The organism is Proteus sp. GOKU (genome assembly GCF_015475555.1).
Taxonomy (GTDB): Bacteria; Pseudomonadota; Gammaproteobacteria; order Enterobacterales; family Enterobacteriaceae; genus Proteus; species Proteus mirabilis_B.
This window is the reverse complement of record NZ_CP034105.1, coordinates 2218034-2234646: the sequence shown is the minus strand read 5'-3', so window position 1 is coordinate 2234646 and position 16613 is coordinate 2218034. Positions and strand designations below refer to the sequence as shown.

The 16613-nt window shown below is 37.3% G+C and carries 15 protein-coding genes; 9 read left to right on the top strand and 6 right to left on the bottom strand.

Annotated features, from left to right (window positions below):
- Nucleotides 1-148: 148 nt before the first annotated feature.
- Nucleotides 149-1048, top strand: a complete 900-nt coding sequence (locus EHE21_RS10425; protein ID WP_194950625.1) for an endonuclease/exonuclease/phosphatase family protein — start codon at nucleotides 149-151, stop codon at nucleotides 1046-1048.
- A 98-nt stretch (nucleotides 1049-1146) separates the two neighbouring features.
- On the opposite strand, the gene EHE21_RS10420 is transcribed toward EHE21_RS10425, so the two are convergent.
- Both EHE21_RS10420 and EHE21_RS10415 read right to left on the bottom strand, forming a co-directional pair.
- Complete coding sequence (locus tag EHE21_RS10420) at nucleotides 1147-2304, bottom strand: pyridoxal phosphate-dependent aminotransferase (protein ID WP_194950624.1); 1158 nt, start codon at nucleotides 2302-2304, stop codon at nucleotides 1147-1149.
- Between the two features lie 160 nt (nucleotides 2305-2464).
- A complete protein-coding gene (locus EHE21_RS10415; protein ID WP_194950623.1) occupies nucleotides 2465-3340 on the bottom strand; it encodes a LysR family transcriptional regulator in 876 nt (291 codons plus the stop codon).
- Between the two features lie 205 nt (nucleotides 3341-3545).
- On the opposite strand from EHE21_RS10415, the gene EHE21_RS10410 reads away from it, so the two are divergent.
- Nucleotides 3546-4160, top strand: a complete 615-nt coding sequence (locus tag EHE21_RS10410) for a LysE family translocator (RefSeq protein ID WP_194950622.1) — start codon at nucleotides 3546-3548, stop codon at nucleotides 4158-4160.
- Between the two features lie 61 nt (nucleotides 4161-4221).
- Here EHE21_RS10410 and EHE21_RS10405 read toward each other — a convergent pair whose 3' ends face one another.
- Complete coding sequence (locus EHE21_RS10405) at nucleotides 4222-6264, bottom strand: choline transporter (protein WP_088495385.1); 2043 nt, start codon at nucleotides 6262-6264, stop codon at nucleotides 4222-4224.
- A 209-nt stretch (nucleotides 6265-6473) separates the two neighbouring features.
- On the opposite strand from EHE21_RS10405, the gene betI reads away from it, so the two are divergent.
- The 5 genes from betI to EHE21_RS10380 all read left to right on the top strand — a co-directional run bounded on the left by betI (nucleotide 6474) and on the right by EHE21_RS10380 (nucleotide 13180).
- Entirely contained in the window at nucleotides 6474-7076 is a 603-nt protein-coding gene (gene betI, locus EHE21_RS10400; protein WP_194950621.1) for a transcriptional regulator BetI, read from the top strand.
- A gap of 24 nt (nucleotides 7077-7100) precedes the next feature.
- On the top strand, nucleotides 7101-8576 hold the full coding sequence (gene betB, locus EHE21_RS10395; protein WP_088495387.1) for a betaine-aldehyde dehydrogenase: 1476 nt from the start codon (nucleotides 7101-7103) through the stop codon (nucleotides 8574-8576).
- A gap of 39 nt (nucleotides 8577-8615) precedes the next feature.
- Complete coding sequence (betA, locus tag EHE21_RS10390) at nucleotides 8616-10295, top strand: choline dehydrogenase (protein WP_194950620.1); 1680 nt, start codon at nucleotides 8616-8618, stop codon at nucleotides 10293-10295.
- A 367-nt stretch (nucleotides 10296-10662) separates the two neighbouring features.
- Nucleotides 10663-11913 carry a cytosine permease gene (codB, locus tag EHE21_RS10385; RefSeq protein ID WP_194950619.1) on the top strand — a complete coding sequence of 417 codons (1251 nt, stop codon included), beginning with the start codon at nucleotides 10663-10665 and terminating at the stop codon, nucleotides 11911-11913.
- Nucleotides 11903-13180 (top strand): cytosine deaminase, encoded by a 1278-nt coding sequence (locus EHE21_RS10380; RefSeq protein ID WP_194950618.1) that lies wholly within the window; start codon nucleotides 11903-11905, stop codon nucleotides 13178-13180. The genes codB and EHE21_RS10380 overlap by 11 nt, the downstream gene beginning before the upstream one ends.
- Before the next feature lie 61 nt (nucleotides 13181-13241).
- On the opposite strand, the gene EHE21_RS10375 is transcribed toward EHE21_RS10380, so the two are convergent.
- Nucleotides 13242-13982 carry a hypothetical protein gene (locus EHE21_RS10375; protein ID WP_194950617.1) on the bottom strand — a complete coding sequence of 247 codons (741 nt, stop codon included), beginning with the start codon at nucleotides 13980-13982 and terminating at the stop codon, nucleotides 13242-13244.
- A gap of 289 nt (nucleotides 13983-14271) precedes the next feature.
- On the opposite strand from EHE21_RS10375, the gene EHE21_RS10370 reads away from it, so the two are divergent.
- Together EHE21_RS10370 and EHE21_RS10365 are read left to right on the top strand one after the other, a co-directional pair.
- Nucleotides 14272-14490, top strand: a complete 219-nt coding sequence (locus EHE21_RS10370) for a hypothetical protein (protein ID WP_036912865.1) — start codon at nucleotides 14272-14274, stop codon at nucleotides 14488-14490.
- A gap of 2 nt (nucleotides 14491-14492) precedes the next feature.
- Nucleotides 14493-14837, top strand: coding sequence for a low molecular weight protein tyrosine phosphatase family protein (locus EHE21_RS10365; RefSeq protein WP_194952633.1), 345 nt, complete (start codon nucleotides 14493-14495; stop codon nucleotides 14835-14837).
- Nucleotides 14838-14940: 103 nt separating this feature from the next.
- Here EHE21_RS10365 and EHE21_RS10360 read toward each other — a convergent pair whose 3' ends face one another.
- Complete coding sequence (locus EHE21_RS10360; RefSeq protein ID WP_109393889.1) at nucleotides 14941-15405, bottom strand: HIT family protein; 465 nt, start codon at nucleotides 15403-15405, stop codon at nucleotides 14941-14943.
- A gap of 135 nt (nucleotides 15406-15540) precedes the next feature.
- Nucleotides 15541-16518 carry a porphobilinogen synthase gene (hemB, locus tag EHE21_RS10355; RefSeq protein WP_194950616.1) on the bottom strand — a complete coding sequence of 326 codons (978 nt, stop codon included), beginning with the start codon at nucleotides 16516-16518 and terminating at the stop codon, nucleotides 15541-15543.
- Nucleotides 16519-16613 lie beyond the last annotated feature (95 nt).

Sequence of the window (16613 nt, the reverse complement as noted above, 5' to 3'; positions counted from 1 at the left end):
TAGCGCTAAGGGCTTTTAATGTCGCAATATCAGGTTGATTTTTTTCATCTCGAAATAACTTTGTGGATTGTATCACTGCGTCATATTTTCAGTGTGATAGTTTATTGTTGACCATCCATTAGCATTCTGTTTATTTTTCGGGGAAATTATGAAAAAAAGTGCAATATCTATCCTAGTCAGCACTGGTGTATTACTGTCATCAATGGCAGTAGCAAACACCACAGGCTCAGAAATCCTTGCTGTACAATCAGGCGGTACACCCAATAAGGTGTATCAAAATAATAAACCGACACTGAAAGTAGCTACCTATAATATTGGTAAAAATGAAGTTTCAGCGGATGTTACCAATTTTGATAAGCTTAACCAAGCCATCAAAAATATTGATGCCGATGTTATTGTTGTCACTGAAGTTGATAATAAAACAGCACGTAGTAAAAATATTAACCAGCTTGAAGAATTAGCTAAAGCCAATAATATGCAGTTTGCTTTTGGTAAAGCGCTCGATTTTGATGGTGGGCAATATGGTGTTGGTATTTTATCAAAATACAAAATTGATAAATCACAGGTCGTTAATCTGCCTTCAGGTAATGCAGAACAACGTATTGTTTTATTATCACAAATTACTAAACCGGGGTTTGATTCACCAATTATTATTATGGGAACACACCTTGATTGGCAAAAAGATCCCACTATTCGTATCGGTCAAGTAAGACATATTCTAGATGCTGCAATTGGTGATACAGAAACAGGCTTTGATAATATTTCAACATCAATAAAAATATTGGCGGGTGATTTTAACTCCACTGCCAATGAACAACCAATCCAAGAAATTAACTATTTTTGGAACCCTGTTGAAAAACTAAATAGTGATAAACGGACATGGCCAGCAATTAATCCAGCCATCGATATCGACCATATCTTTACGTTTAAAGGACAGGTTTGGGATATCAAAAATATGACCATCCCACAAGATTCAGCAACATTTAAATGGTCGGATGCAAGTGATCATCTTCCTGTTATTGCTGAGTTAGAATTACAAGAACAGTAATAAATAACGATAAATAAAAACGCCCTTGATATTATTTTCAAGGGCGTTTTTAATCAATCAATAAAATAAGCAACCAATAAAATAAGCGTTAAATCAGATTAAATCCAACCTTTAGCTCTAAAGGCTTTTAATGTAATGACGAAAGCGCTCATCTCTTCTGGTGTGCCTAAAGTTAAACGGCTCCAACCAAAAGCAGGCGGGAATTCACGACCCACCATAATATTCGCCTCTTTCATTCTATTTTGATAGGTTTTTACATCGCCTTTAACTTTATGAAAAATAAAGTTTGCATGAGATGGTGCATATTCAATATTGAGCTCTTTTAATGCATCCACCACTATTTGGCGTGAAACATCAATCGACTTACGGCTATATTCTACATAAGGTGCATCTTTTAGCGAAGCAAGTGCGGCGACGGCACCAGCAGTATTGGTGTTATCAATAGAAACAAAAGTATCAATTTGTGCAATCACTTCGGGTACGGCAACGCCATAACCCACACGTAGTCCTGCTAAAGCATAAATTTTAGAGAAAGTACGAGTTACAATCAGGTTTTTATAACCCTCAGCTACTAACGTAATAGCACTGACAAATTTAGGGGTAGAAACAAACTCGGCATAAGCTTCATCAATAATAAAAAAGACATTCTCTTTTGCTGATTTCACCCAATTTGATAAATCGGCACTAGGGGTTAACATTGCGGTTGGGTTATTCGGATTGCACAAATACACCATGCTAATACCATCAAACTCTTGAGCTTTTTTCTGCATAGTTGCTAAATCGAAAGCGAGAGTATTATCAACAGGCACTTTAACGATTTTTACACCTAAAGGTTCTGCATAAAGTTCGGCATAGTTAAATGTCGGATCAGGAACAATAAGTTGAACTACTTTACCTTCTTTTTGTGCTTTATTTGCCACAAATTGCACGGCTGCTTGAATTGTTTCAGATGAGCCGTTGCCCAAGGTGATATGTTTATCTGAAAGTTTAAATTCTTTCCCTAATTCGCTAATTAATTCGCTACGCGCATCATCTGGATATCTAAATGCATTGGGTAAAGCATCGATAATCGCTTTTTTAGCGTTAGGCGACATACCTAATGAGTTTTCATTGAAATTAAGCAGTAACGGATTTTCTGCATTAAATACCAATTTATTTTTTAATACTTCATTGGCATAAGCAGAACTTACAAAAGAACTTAATGATAATCCGCCAATAACAAGGCTTGATGATGTTAAAAATGACCGACGATTCATGTTATGTTTCCCAAGTAAAATTATTCTATGTTTTATTAGTTCTCATAGATTACTAAAAAAAAGATAGAAGTAAATAAATATGATAAAAAAATAATTATTTATTCATCTTGTTTTTATGGGAGCAAACAGATAACCGAGTATTTTTGAGATAAAAATAGGATTATTCCCGTGATCTTTCAGTCTCTATTGCGCATTTTTCCGCTTCAGCAATGATCCAGTTTTTAAACTTATCCTGTTTTGAGTCGGGCATGATCTCACTTGGAGAAAGCAAGTAGTAGCTTGAGTTATCTTTAACAAAACCATGTGTGGCGATAAGTTGTTGATCTTTTAATTCATCTTGTACCATAAGAAAAGAGGCAATGGTCGTACCTAATCCCGCAAGAGTAGCCTGAATAGCAAGATAAAAATGCTCATATTGACTGGTATGAGTATAAGTAGATTGTATACCTGAATATTGATACCAATCTTGCCAAGCTTGGGGGCGAGAGAGCGTTGTTAATTGCTTATTTGAATGATGAATATTATTCGGCTTTACAACAGCACCAATTCGCTCATCACATATTTTTGTTGCATAAATATTCTTATGCCATAAAAAATCATCTCGTCGAAATGCTAAATCGACACCTTCTTTATTGAAATCAATAGCGCCACCAGCGGCAACTAAATGCAACGTTATTTCAGGATATAAAGTATAAAAGTGAGATAAGCGTGGAATAAGCCATTTCATCGCAATAGTGGGCTCACAGGAAACCACTAACACCGGATTATTTAAAGGGGAACGTAGATGCGAGACGGTTTCTTCTAATTGTTCAAAAATTGAAGACGTTGTTTTATATAAATATCGACCCGCCTCATTTAAATAAACCGCGCGATTACGTCGTTCAAATAAAGGAATACCTAATTCATCTTCTAATAACCGTATTTGTCGACTAACGGCACTGTGGGTGACATGGAGTTGTTCTGCTGCACTCACAAAACTACCTGTTTGAGCGGCACTATTAAAAAAGCGCAATGATGTTAAAGAAGGTGTTTTCATAAAGATAAGCGATAAAGTTGAGTTGTAAAAATAGATGATGAAAAGTCACAGATATACTGCAAGATAAATCGCTTTTTATTTTTAGTCAAGACAGCAAAATAGGGTTATTGGCGGTGAGTTAAATAGGTTTTCATTAAAAGAAGAACATATTTTATGTCACTTTTTATTACTTATTATTGATTCAAAAGTGAGAGTGAGAAGAACAATGAGTGAACTAATTGCTGTGGCGATGATTACAATATTGGCAGTTATTAGCCCAGGACCGGATTTTGCTATGGTGACAAAAAATAGTTATTCCTACGGTGTAAGAGTAGGGTTAATGACAGCAATTGGTATTGCGATTGGAGTACAAGTACATGTTTTTTACACTGTATTTGGTATCTCTTTTATTATTATGGGATCACCAACGCTCTTTTTTATTATGAAATTATTAGGTGTTGGATATTTAATTTATCTAGGGGTTAAATCGTTAACGAATAAAACACAACTGACCATTGAGAATGCGGTCAATTCAGCACCCAATATGTTCCAAGCATTAAGGGTTGGTTTTTTTACTAATGCTTTAAATCCTAAAACGATGTTGTTTGTTATTGCACTTTATACGCAAGTTGCCAACTTAAGTAACCCACTTTGGATAAACCTTTCTTATGGAATGTTTATCTCAATCGCCCATTGGATATGGTTTAGTTGTGTTGCACTTTTTTTCTCCACTCCGCTTTTACGAGCTAAAATACTTTCTCATCAGCAAGTCGCCGATAAGATTATTGGAGTGTTATTAATTCTTTTAGGTGTGGGATTGCTGTTTATTTCAGTAAAATAGAAAATTAATCGCATAAAAAGGAGATCAAATAATGATCTCCTTTTTTATTTTAAGTGAGGATTTAATTTGACTCAGGGAACGTTAATGTTGCCCCAGGTGCTTCACGACTAAGATGAATAAAATTTAGATGCTTTTCATATTGATCTAAAATATCTGTAATTACTTGCTCTTTGGTGTAATCCATTAAGTCATTTCCTTGGGAGCCTTCCCATAAATAAGTCTCTAAACGGTAATAATCTGATTTACCTCGACGAGCACGATAGGTAAATGCAGGCACTGAATATTTCTGTGGCCAAATTTGATAAACAAAGTTCTGCTCTTGGTCAAGATCGACCACAAGCTCTAAATGATGTAAGCGTTCATTATCTTCAATTGGGTAATAATTAAATTCGACTTTAGCTCCACGCAGTAAAAGCTCTTTAGCAACATCTTGCATTGCTGGCATACAGGTTAAATCTAACATGCGTTGTGTATAGGTCGTTCCCGGGAAATTCATAACCCGCCCTAAACGCTGTTTCCAATTCATCGTAGTATTACCATAAAGTGGTGCTGGCGCATTGGTATTTAGCGAACTAACACGTCTAAAATCTTCGACTTTTAATGATTTATAAAGCCCTGCCATAATAAAGAAAATAACAAAGCTAAAGGGTAATCCCATTATTATAGTTGTGTTTTGTAAGGCAGAAATACCATCCGCCATTAACATACCTAACGTTAATAAACCAATAGCAATAGACCAGAAAATGCGAAGCCAATTGGGTGCGTCGTTATTAACATGGCTTAATTGAGAGGTGAAATTGCCTAATACTAATGAGCCAGAGTCGGCAGAAGTAACATAAAATAGTAATCCCGTAATTGTGGCGACAGAAGCCGTTAAACCAAAACCTGGATAGAGTTCTAATAATGAATAAAATCCTTTTTCGGGCGCTTCCAATACTGTTTGTGCGAGTTCTTTATTGCCATGGATCACTTCATATAAAGCACTATTACCAAAAATAGATAACCATAGCAGCGTAAAAACAAAAGGAATAATTAAGGTGCCTATGACAAATTGTCGGATTGTTCGTCCTCTTGAAATACGTGCTAAAAAGAGTCCAACAAAAGGCGACCATGCAACCCACCAAGCCCAGAAAAAGAGCGTCCAGCTATTCATCCAATCTGTTGGTTTATCAAATGCAAAGCTATTTAAAGTCATACCTAAAAAGCGATTAGTATAATCACCGACATTTAATACCAGTGCATTTAATAAAAACTCAGTATCACCTGCAAATAAGATAAATAAAATAAGCCCCAATGCGAGAAGTACGTTGAGTTCAGATAAGATCCTGATCCCTTTATTAACACCTGATGTTGCCGAAATAACGGCCATAATTACAGATAATAGAATTAACCCACCTTGAACACCCAATCCTTGGGGCAAATCAAAAAGAACTTTTAAACCATAATTAAGTTGGACAACACCAATACCTAATGTTGTTGCAATACCAAAAATAGTTCCCAATACGGCAGCAATATCAACTGTATGACCAATTGGACCATAAATACGATTTCCAAAGATGGGATAAAGTGCAGAGCGTATGGTTAAGGGTAAATTATAACGATAGCTAAAATAGCCCAGAGCAATACCAATAAGTGCATACATAGACCAGCCCGTCAGGCCATAGTGGAATAAAGTCCACACCATCGACTGACGGGCTGCTTCTATTGTTTCACCTTCACCTGTTGGCGGTAACATATATTGAGTAATGGGCTCCGCCACGGAGAAAAACATCAAATCAATACCAATACCGGCTGCAAATAACATTGCAGACCAGCTTAAAACACTAAATTCGGGTTTTGATTGCTCAGGTCCTAATTTGATATTTCCAAAACGAGATGTAGCAACAAAAATAACAAAAACAATGTATAACGTTGCCGCTAATAGATAGTACCAACCAAAGGTTTTTGATACCCATCCCAGTGTTGCCACAATCCATTTATTTGCTGTTTCTGTCATCAAAATAGTGAAAAAAGAGAACGCCAAAATTAGCGTTGCTGAAGCGAAAAAAACAACAGAGTTTAGCTTGTCTTTCTGCGGTTTTTTTGTGCTGTTAAGAGTTGTCATCAGAAATTCCAAAAATTTATTTATCTAAAAGTTAAAAGTTGCATTCTTTGTTAACTAATTGAATTAGTTGCAAAGATTCAAATTTTCACAACGTCCTCCCATATCGATATGTAAATTAATTGTGATAAACAATAGTTAATATTGATTGAATGTTCAATTAAAAAAACGTTTAATAAAAGCGTCCAATGTATTTTTTAGGTCTTTAAATCATGCCGAAGATAGGAATGCAGTCGATACGTAAACAGCAATTAATCCAAGCGACATTAGCAGTTATTAATGAGGTTGGAATGCAAGAGGCGAGCATCGCATTGATAGCTCGAAAAGCGGGTGTATCTAACGGCATTATTAGTCACTACTTTCGTGATAAAAATGGATTATTGGAAGCCGCTATGCGTCATATCCAGTATCAATTGGGTTTTGCGGTGGCGATACGGCTAAGAATGTTAAGTGATGCAACACCTAAACAACGCATCCAAGCCATTGTTGAAGGTAACTTTGATACCTCTCAAACAAGTGAAGCGGCAATGAAAACATGGCTAGCTTTTTGGGCAAGTAGTATGCATCAGCCTAATTTAAATCGTTTACAAAAGGTTAATGATAGAAGGCTTTATTCCAATTTAAGTTACGAGTTTGGGCGCGTTCTTACTAAAGATCAAGCACGTATGGCAGCAAAAGGTTTAGCCGCATTAATTGATGGTTTATGGCTACGAAGTGCATTAAGTAATGCTCCATTTTCTCTTGAAGAGGCCAAAATCATTACTAATGAATATATCGATATGCAACTGACAAATCGGAGTCAAATAAAGACTTAATAAACTAATAATAAAGGAGAAACTATGCCAAACCCACCGTTACATAAACTCTATATTCATGGTGGATATGTTGATTGCGCACAACCTGAGTGTGAACAATTTGAAGCGATTAATCCAGCTAATGGTGAAGTGATCGCACATTTACAGTCTGCAAGTGAAGAAGATATCAATTGGGCTGTAGAGAGCGCAAAACAAGGGCAAAAAATTTGGCGTGCGATGACGGCGATGGAACGCTCTCGAATTTTGCGACGTGCTGTTGATATTTTGCGTGAACGCAATGATGAATTGGCTCATTTAGAAACCTTAGATACAGGCAAACCGCTATCTGAAACACGTTATGTCGATATTGTAACGGGTGCTGATGTTTTAGAGTATTACGCTGGCCTTATTCCAGCACTTGAAGGAGAGCAAATTCCGCTTAGAGAAACCGCTTTTGCTTACACTCGCCGTGAGCCATTGGGAGTTGTTGCTGGTATCGGCGCTTGGAATTACCCCATTCAAATAGCGTTGTGGAAATCTGCACCTGCACTTGCTGCAGGTAATGCCATGATCTTTAAACCAAGTGAGATGACTTCATTAACAGCATTAAAACTTGCTGAAATATACACAGAGGCAGGATTGCCAAAGGGTGTTTTTAACGTTGTTACAGGAAAAGCGAATGTGGGGCAATGGTTAACACAGCATCCTGATATCGCGAAGGTTTCTTTTACTGGTGGAATTGAAACGGGTAAAAAGGTGATGGCAAATGCTTCTGCTTCAAGTTTAAAAGAAGTAACCATGGAGCTTGGTGGAAAATCACCTTTAATTATTTTTGATGATGCAGATTTAGATACTGCTGCTGATATTGCGATGATGGCAAATTTTTATAGTTCAGGGCAGGTGTGTACCAATGGTACTCGTGTCTTTATTCCTGAAAGATTAAAACCTGCATTTGAAGCAAAAATTACAGAGCGCGTATCACGCATTAGGATCGGTTCTCCTCTTGAAATGGACACCAATTTTGGCCCACTGGTCAGTTTTCCCCATCTTGAAAAAGTCTTGAATTATATTGAGTTGGGCAAAGCGCAAGGGGCAAAATTACTTTGTGGTGGCTATCGCTTAGACGACGATAATTTTGCTCAAGGCGCTTATGTTGCACCTACCGTTTTCACTGATTGCACCGATGATATGAATATCACACAAGATGAAATATTTGGCCCTGTGATGAGTATTCTTAGTTATCAAACTGAAGATGAAGTGATTTTACGCGCAAATAATAGCGTTTATGGTTTGGCTGCAGGTCTTGTCACCAAAGATCTCACAACAGCTCACCGTGTAATTCACCAATTAGAAGCAGGAATTTGTTGGATTAATACATGGGGTGAATCTCCAGCAGAAATGCCAGTTGGCGGCTATAAACATTCTGGTGTAGGGCGTGAAAATGGGCTTGTGACATTACAAAATTACACTCAAATAAAATCCATTCAAATTGAACTTGGGGAGTTTTCATCCGTTTTTTAATCCATTCTTTTTTTGATGACTGAAACAGAGGAGATAACAATGGTCTATGACTACATTATTATCGGTGCTGGTTCAGCCGGTAACGTTCTTGCTACCCGCTTGACAGAAGATCCTGAAGTTACTGTGCTGCTCCTTGAAGCTGGAGGTCCGGACTACAGGTTCGATTTTCGAACACAAATGCCAGCGGCATTAGCTTATCCGTTACAAGGTAGGCGATATAATTGGGCTTATGAAACAGAGCCTGAACCCTATATGAATAACCGACGCATGGAATGTGGTCGAGGAAAAGGACTTGGTGGTTCATCGCTAATTAATGGCATGTGTTATATCCGTGGTAATGCGATGGACTTTGATGGCTGGGCTAAATTGCCGGGGCTTGAAGAGTGGGATTATTTAAGCTGCCTACCATATTTTCGTAAAGCAGAAACGCGCGATATTGGTGCTGATGATTATCATGGTGATAAAGGTCCCGTGAGTGTGACAACACCGAAAAAAGGCAATAATATTTTATTTCAAGCAATGATTGAGGCAGGTGTTCAAGCAGGATACCCAAGAACGATTGATCTTAACGGCTATCAACAAGAAGGCTTTGGCCCAATGGATAGAACTGTGACACCCAAAGGCCGCCGTGCAAGTACAGCAAGAGGCTATCTTGATCAAGCTAAAGCGCGAAAAAACTTAACGATTGAGACACATGCAACGACGGATATCATTGAGTTTGATGGTAAAAAAGCAATTGGTGTTCGCTATTTTTCAGGGGAAAACACCACGCCTCATCATGCCAAAGTCAATCGAGAAGTGTTGTTGTGTGCTGGTGCAATTGCTTCACCTCAAATTTTACAACGTTCTGGTATTGGTCCTGAAAAGGTATTAGACGAATTTAATATTCTACCGGTGCATGTATTACCAGGTGTTGGGGAAAACCTGCAAGATCATTTAGAAATGTATTTACAGTATGAATGTAAAAAGCCAGTTTCACTCTATCCTGCTTTAAAGTGGTATAACCAACCTAAGATTGGTGCGCAATGGCTATTCCAAGGAACAGGAATAGGTGCAAGTAATCAATTTGAAGCTGGTGGATTTATTCGTTCAAGCGAAAAATATGCGTGGCCAAACATTCAATTCCACTTTTTGCCAGTCGCTATTAACTATAACGGAAGCAATGCCGTAGAAATTCATGGCTTTCAAGCACACGTAGGCTCTATGCGTTCGCCGAGCCGAGGACGTGTAAAACTAACATCTACAGATCCTCATCAACATCCAAGTATCTTGTTTAATTACATGTCCACAGAACAAGATTGGGAAGAGTTTCGCTCAGCTATCCGTATTACACGAGAAATAATGGCACAACCAGCATTAGATGATTATCGTGGTGAAGAAATTAGTCCAGGTAAACATATTCAAAGTGATGAAGAGCTTGATGCTTTTGTTAGAGAACGTGCTGAAACAGCATTTCATCCTTGTGGCACGTGTAAAATGGGAACGGATGAAATGGCAGTTGTCGATGGAGAAGGTCGAGTACACGGCATAGAAAACTTAAGAGTTATTGATGCATCTATCATGCCGCTAATAATCACTGGGAATTTGAATGCGACTACAATTATGATTGCAGAAAAATTAGCTGATAAGGTGAGAGGAATTAAATCTTTACCTAAAAGTCATGCTAAATATTATGTTGCAGGTGATCGGCCTGTAAGAAAAACGAATCTAAGCATATAAATTATGATAGGCAAAAGAGGAGTGTAAATTCCTTTTTTGTCTTTTTATCATTATTTCCTCTTCGTTGATATTAAAATTATATAAAATAATTTAACAATTTCTTGTGTAAAATAAGGAAAAATACGGATATTTAAATTTTCATAAATATTTCTAAATGAAATTCCTTTATAAAACTCACGCAAAATAATTAGCTAAATTCAAGTAATACAACGATTTCTCTCCTATTTATGTGATGAATATCAATTCTTAAAAAATGAAGTGTTCCATTAATTATCGTAAACAGACAACGAAAACGTTTGCATAATATTTTTATGTAGATAGAATTCGTCAGATTTTTTTGGCCTGGTGAAATTAATAGGGGGTTAAAGTGTCTCAGGACAACAATTATAGTCAGGGCCCAGTGCCCATATCCGCAAGAAAGGGTGGATTGGCGTTAACCTTTGTGATGTTGGGATTAACGTTTTTTTCAGCCAGTATGTGGACTGGCGGCGCTCTTGGTACTGGTCTTTCCTTTAATGATTTCTTCCTCGCAGTTCTAATTGGTAATCTTCTTCTTGGTATCTACACCGCATTTCTTGGTTTTATTGGTTCAAAAACAGGTCTTACTACTCATCTCCTCGCGCGTTACTCTTTCGGTATTAAAGGTTCTTGGCTTCCCTCATTTTTACTCGGTGGTACTCAGGTTGGTTGGTTTGGTGTGGGTGTGGCAATGTTTGCCATCCCGGTAGGAAAAGCCACTGGTATTGATATTAATCTCCTCATCGCCGTTTCCGGCATTTTAATGACCATCACTGTATTCTTCGGCATTTCCGCTCTTACTGTTCTCTCTATCATTGCTGTTCCTGCTATCGCAATCCTTGGAAGTTACTCTGTTTATCTTGCTATACATGATATGGGCGGGCTTTCAACGCTAATGGATGTTAAACCGACTCAGCCATTAGATTTTAATTTAGCGCTGGCGATGGTTGTCGGATCGTTTATTAGTGCGGGAACACTTACGGCTGATTTCGTACGCTTCGGACGAAATCCTAAAGTAGCGGTGGTGGTTGCCATTATCGCCTTCTTCTTAGGCAATACACTGATGTTTGTCTTTGGTGCAGCGGGGGCCGCTTCACTGGGAATGGCAGATATTTCTGATGTGATGATTGCGCAAGGATTATTACTTCCAGCGATTGTCGTATTAGGCTTAAATATTTGGACAACTAATGATAATGCGTTATATGCCTCTGGATTAGGTTTTGCCAATATTACGGGCTTATCAAGTAAAAAGCTTTCAGTGATAAATGGCATTGTCGGTACACTGTGTGCATTATGGCTCTATAATAACTTTGTAGGTTGGTTAACCTTTTTATCTGCTGCAATTCCACCTATTGGTGGCGTTATTATTGCAGATTATCTGATGAATAAAGCGCGTTATAACACTTTCAATGTTGAAAAAATGCAATCAGTTAACTGGGTTGCGTTACTGGCAGTTGCAATTGGTATTATGGCAGGACACTGGTTACCGGGTATTGTACCTGTCAATGCAGTATTAGGTGGTGCAATTAGCTACGCCGTGTTAAATCCAATATTAAATCGTCGTACAGCTCGACAAGCGGAGATAAGTCATGCTGGGTAAGAATATCGAACAAATTAATCATGCTCGTCTAGTTGGAAAAGAAGGTTTGTGGCGCATTACGCTTAAAAACAACAAAATTGAAGCGATAGAGCCGCAACCTGAAAATAATTTTCATCCTGAAGCATTAGATGCGCAAGGTGGTTTAGTTCACGCTCCTTTTGTTGAACCTCATATTCATTTAGATACAACACAAACAGCAGGGCAACCGAATTGGAATCAATCGGGAACATTATTTGAAGGTATTGAGCGTTGGGCTGAAAGAAAAGCACTGTTAACTCATGATGATGTTAAACAACGCGCATGGCAAACGCTTCAATGGCAAATTGCTAATGGTATTCAACATGTTAGAACCCATGTGGATGTTTCAGATGCTTCGCTAACAGCATTAAAAGCAATGCTGGAAGTAAAAGAAGAAATTAAACCTTGGGTTGATTTACAAATTGTTGCTTTTCCACAAGAAGGTATTTTGTCTTACCCTAATGGTGAAGCATTATTAGAAGAAGCATTAAAATTAGGTGCTGATGTTGTAGGTGCTATTCCACACTTTGAATTTACGCGTGAATATGGTGTTGAATCACTGCATAAAACCTTTGCATTAGCACAAAAATATGATCGTTTAATTGATGTTCATTGTGATGAAATCGATGATGAACAATCTCGTTTTGTTGAAACGGTTGCCGCTTTAGCACATAAAGAAAATATGGGCTCACGAGTGACAGCTAGTCATACAACCGCAATGCATTCTTATAATGGTGCTTATACTTCACGTTTATTCCGACTATTAAGAATGTCTGGCATTAACTTTGTGGCGAATCCTTTAGTTAATATTCACTTGCAAGGTCGTTTTGATACCTATCCAAAACGTCGTGGTATTACTCGCGTCAAAGAGATGCTAGAAAGTAACATTAATGTCTGTTTTGGTCATGATGATGTCTTTGATCCTTGGTATCCATTAGGCACAGCAAATATGCTTCAAGTTTTACATATGGGATTGCATGTTTGCCAATTAATGGGCTATGGTCAAATAGATAACGGATTACAGTTAATTAGCCACAACAGCGCAAAAACACTCGCTTTAACGGATTATGGTGTTGAAGTAGGAAATAGTGCAAACTTTATTATTCTGCCAGCCGATAACGGATTTGATGCTTTACGTCGCCAAGTACCTGTGCGTTATTCTATCCGCCAAGGTAACGTTATTGCACAAACAGAGCCGGCAAAAACAGAAATTATGTTAGATAAGCCAACTCGAATTACTTACAAGTAATTTTTAATTTATCTTAATAATGGATCAGTAAATAATAACTGATCCATTATCACCAAATTTTTTATCGCCAAATATAATCCGAAAATGCAAGCATAATCACAGGAGTGGCGATCACATCCGCCACAAGTGTGAGTGGGGTAATGATAATATTATTCGCTAAATTACCCGGTTTAAATGAGCCTCTCTTTTCATAAGTATACAGTTCAACTTTATAATTTTCGTTTAATTTGTCTTTCAATGTTGCAGGCATTTCCATAACATCTTTCTGAAATACGTATCCTTTGATAGGTATTGTTTTTACCCATGAACTGTCATCAGAATTACGTGTTTCTTTAAATCCTAAATTTTTTAATACTTCTGTTTGCTTGTCAGTTAATGTGAATTTTTTACTGATGTAAACATAGTAATTTTCTTTAAATTCAATGACGTTATCATTTTTTTGGGTAAGTTCTAATCTAATGATACCTTCAGAATTATCAAATGCTTTCAATGGGATTGTTTTAATGATTTCATTTAATTGCATTAACTCATCAGCACCTTGAGTTAGTATATAAATATAGTTTTCACCTAAGAACCCATACCCAGATCCTGGCAATTGAATAGGTGCTAGGTTTTCATTATTTTGATTATATTTAATTCTGAGATTTTTATACTCAAAAGCACCTACTATATTATCATTTACACTGGCCTTTTTTTTGTATTCTGAATCCACGACAGGATTACTATACCAAATAGCACCTGTTACACATCCAGTTGTACTTAAAATTAATAAGCTTAAAAAGAAGAATGCTATTTTTTTCATTTTTTATTCTCGAGTTAAATTTATTCAATCATAACAGATTAAACTAGTTAGTTATTTAACACCATGGTTGGTGTGTTCATTATTCTCTTATTATATTAAACATTCAGTATAATATTTTGTTTTTCCGTTTTTAAATAATATAACTTAATTATTAAGGATAATTGCGTATAGAGACAAAGGACATCTTTTATTATTAAGTTTAGAATTTTATTTTTATCATGTATTATACACATTGTTAGACCCTCTCCGTATTACTGCGGCTGCTATCCCTTTAATCTGAGAGGTTTTTATGTCTACACAAAGAGATCGTGGTTGGCGCCAATGTGTTAACCGCAAAAATAAACATCAAGAAATGGGTTGTTCACGAGTGATGTTTAAACCAGAAAAAAAATGGTCTAATTTATATACTCGATCACTTAAAATGACCAGAGCTGCACAACTAGGAATTGAATATCCAAGAATTTCTCGTAGTCAGCGTCGATTAAATGCGTTATCTGATAGTGAGTAATGATGAATATCTTATTTATTTGCAGTAAGAATCAATGGCGAAGCCCAACCGCAGAACTGTTGTTTGCAGATAGAGAAGGCATTAATACACTTTCGGCGGGTACGCGCAAAGATGCGCAATGTGTGGTTGATAACGAATTACTAAAATGGGCTGATTTAGTGCTAGTCATGGAATCTAAACATTTAAATCGATTATCTGCACATTTTCCTGCGACCATGCGCTATAAAAAAGCACATGTATTGGGAATACCTGATAATTATCGCTTTAACGATCCGGCATTAATTGAACTCCTTGAACAGAAAGTTCAGCCTTATTTACCTATGGAAGCAAAGCTTTTAGCTAAATAATGCTTTTGATCTTGATAAAAAAACGCTCAGCTTAAAATAAGACTGGGCGTTTTTTATATTTAAATATTTTATGCAGGTATAAAAAGAGCAGGTTAGCTTTTTACTATTGGTTATTTTTTCTGATAAGTGCTGCAAGTTGTGCAAGCTCTTCATCACTTGCTCGTTCAAAATCGTGAGATGAAAGATAACCCGGATATTTATCAAAGAAAATCTTCTGCTTATTTTCAATCGGTGCCCATTTGGTCATATCACCAGTACCATGCATTGGGCTAAGTTTACTATGAACATGATCAACCCCAAATCCTTCAAAAAACATTCCTGAACGCGAAACATCAGGAAATGTTTTATCTAAGATTTTTGCCACTTTTTTTGTCGCAATAACTAATAAAGCTAAGGCTTCATCACTGAGATCAAAGGCATAACTTGGATAGTGTTTTTTGGGAATAACAACCGTAAAGCCTTTGGTATTCGGAAATATAGAAAGAAAAGCAAGGTGGTGTTCGTCTTCCCAAATTTTATGGCAAGGGGCTTTTCCAGCAACGATTTGACAGAAAATACAGTTATCCATATTAACCTCCAAAGGGGGCAGGGATCTCCTCCTGAGTTGCAAAAAGCGAGGGTGGAGGAGGATGTCAAAGTACTTATTATACTTCAAGTTGCAGCGTTGTTAGCTGCATCTTGAAGTATTCAGAGTATAAGGTGGTTAAAGTAGGTTTCTTTCAGCTAAATCAAGTGCGAAGTAAGATAGAATTAAATCTGCACCAGCACGTTTAATTGAACCTAAAGTCTCCATTACTACACGATCTTCATCGATTGCACCGGCTAATGCTGCAAATTTAATTTGAGCATATTCACCACTGATTTGATAAGCCGCTAAAGGTAATAAAGTACGTTCACGTACATCGCGAATAATATCTAAATAAGCACCAGCCGGTTTAATCATCAGCATATCAGCGCCTTCTTGCTCATCAATTAATGATTCGCGGATCGCTTCACGGCGGTTCATTGGATTCATTTGATAAGTTTTACGATCACCAATTAAGCGAGAGCCTGCTGCATCACGGAAAGGACCATATAAGGCAGAAGCAAATTTAGTCGAATAAGAAACAATACCGGTATCGCTAAATCCTGCTTTATCAAGTGCAGCACGAATAGCGGCGACTTGACCGTCCATTGCCGCAGATGGTGCGATAAAATCCGCGCCAGCTTGTGCCGCAGCAACAGCTTGAAGACCTAAATTATAGATAGTTTCATCATTATCAACATGTTCGCCATGTAAAACACCACAGTGACCATGTGATGTGTATTCACAAAAACAGGTATCAGACATGACTATCATTTCTGGTACTGCATCTTTACAAATACGAGACATGCGAGAAACTAAGCCATCACTTTTCCAAGCATCACTCCCTGTTTCATCAAGGTGATGCGATACCCCAAAAGTCATGACAGTTTTAATGCCTGCTTTTGCAATACGTTCAATTTCATAAGCAAGACGTTTTTCAGGAATACGAACGACACCCGGCATACTTTTAATAGGTTGGTAATCATCAAGCCCTTCTTCTACAAATATAGGTAGAGCGAGATCATTTTTAGTTAACGTTGTTTCTTGAAAGAGCGCGCGCAGGTTTTCGGACTGGCGTAGTCTTCTTAAACGCTGGATGGATTGTTCGTTGCTCACAATATCTCCTTTTTATGGCCAGTACTAACAAGTATTTACCGAGGTATTATAAACCTTAATACCAATAGATAGATACTCTATAATTGATACTCGTC

What these genes read in the sequence shown, in the direction of transcription:
- EHE21_RS10425 (WP_194950625.1), top strand. Translation starts at nt 149, where the DNA reads ATGAAAAAAAGTGCAATATCTATCCTAGTCAGCACTGGTGTATTACTG.
- EHE21_RS10420 (WP_194950624.1), bottom strand. Translation starts at nt 2,304, where the DNA reads ATGAATCGTCGGTCATTTTTAACATCATCAAGCCTTGTTATTGGCGGA.
- EHE21_RS10415 (WP_194950623.1), bottom strand. Translation starts at nt 3,340, where the DNA reads ATGAAAACACCTTCTTTAACATCATTGCGCTTTTTTAATAGTGCCGCT.
- EHE21_RS10410 (WP_194950622.1), top strand. Translation starts at nt 3,546, where the DNA reads ATGAGTGAACTAATTGCTGTGGCGATGATTACAATATTGGCAGTTATT.
- EHE21_RS10405 (WP_088495385.1), bottom strand. Translation starts at nt 6,264, where the DNA reads ATGACAACTCTTAACAGCACAAAAAAACCGCAGAAAGACAAGCTAAAC.
- betI (WP_194950621.1), top strand. Translation starts at nt 6,474, where the DNA reads ATGCCGAAGATAGGAATGCAGTCGATACGTAAACAGCAATTAATCCAA.
- betB (WP_088495387.1), top strand. Translation starts at nt 7,101, where the DNA reads ATGCCAAACCCACCGTTACATAAACTCTATATTCATGGTGGATATGTT.
- betA (WP_194950620.1), top strand. Translation starts at nt 8,616, where the DNA reads ATGGTCTATGACTACATTATTATCGGTGCTGGTTCAGCCGGTAACGTT.
- EHE21_RS10380 (WP_194950618.1), top strand. Translation starts at nt 11,903, where the DNA reads ATGCTGGGTAAGAATATCGAACAAATTAATCATGCTCGTCTAGTTGGA.
- EHE21_RS10375 (WP_194950617.1), bottom strand. Translation starts at nt 13,982, where the DNA reads ATGAAAAAAATAGCATTCTTCTTTTTAAGCTTATTAATTTTAAGTACA.
- EHE21_RS10370 (WP_036912865.1), top strand. Translation starts at nt 14,272, where the DNA reads ATGTCTACACAAAGAGATCGTGGTTGGCGCCAATGTGTTAACCGCAAA.
- EHE21_RS10365 (WP_194952633.1), top strand. Translation starts at nt 14,493, where the DNA reads ATGAATATCTTATTTATTTGCAGTAAGAATCAATGGCGAAGCCCAACC.
- EHE21_RS10360 (WP_109393889.1), bottom strand. Translation starts at nt 15,405, where the DNA reads ATGGATAACTGTATTTTCTGTCAAATCGTTGCTGGAAAAGCCCCTTGC.